Source organism: Actinospica durhamensis, assembly GCF_018139695.1.
GTDB classification, from domain to species: Bacteria; Actinomycetota; Actinomycetes; order Streptomycetales; family Catenulisporaceae; genus Actinospica; species Actinospica durhamensis.
This window is the reverse complement of the sequence record NZ_JAGSOG010000648.1, coordinates 1-790: the sequence shown is the minus strand read 5'-3', so window position 1 is coordinate 790 and position 790 is coordinate 1. Positions and strand designations below refer to the sequence as shown.

Sequence of the window (790 nt, the reverse complement as noted above, 5' to 3'; positions counted from 1 at the left end):
CGGCCAGGTGTGGTGTTGGGTAGGGGAGCGTCGCATGTCCGGTGAAGCGGCCGCGTGAGCGAGTCGTGGAGGGCATGCGAGTGAGAATGCAGGCATGAGTAGCGAATCCACGGTGAGAATCCGTGGCGCCGGATGACCAAGGGTTCCTGGGCCAGGCTGTTCCGCCCAGGGTGAGTCGGGACCTAAGGCGAGGCCGACAGGCGTAGTCGATGGACAACGGGTTGATATTCCCGTACCCGACGTGGACCGCAAGGGCCGAGGCCCGTGATACTAAGCCCGCTGAAAGCCGCGGAAGCCTTCGGGCCATGTGGTGGGAGGCCGGTGACCTGAGCGGGTAGTAGGTGAGCGATGGAGTGACGCAGGAAGGCAGCTCATCCCGGGCGGTGGTTGTTCCCGGGCCAAGGACGTAGGGCGTAGCGTAGGCAAATCCGCGCTGCAATAGCCTGAGATCTGATGGGGAGCCCGTAGGGGCGAAGTGGGTGATCCTATGCTGTCGAGAAAAGCTTCTAGCGAGGGACACGTCGGCCCGTACCCCAAACCGACACAGGTGGTCAGGTAGAGAATACCGAGGCGCTCGGGTGAACTATGGTTAAGGAACTCGGCAAAATACCCCCGTAACTTCGGGAGAAGGGGGACCATTTCCGGTGATGAGCCTCGCGCTCTGAGCTGGGGGTGGTCGCAGAGACCAGCGGGAAGCGACTGTTTACTAAAAACACAGGTCCGTGCGAAGCCGCAAGGCGATGTATACGGACTGACGCCTGCCCGGTGCTGGAACGTTAAGGGGACCCGT

General features: G+C 62.0%; 1 rRNA gene. It reads left to right on the top strand.

Annotated features, from left to right (window positions below):
• Nucleotides 1–790, top strand: a 23S ribosomal RNA gene (locus KDL01_RS41545); the annotation flags it as partial.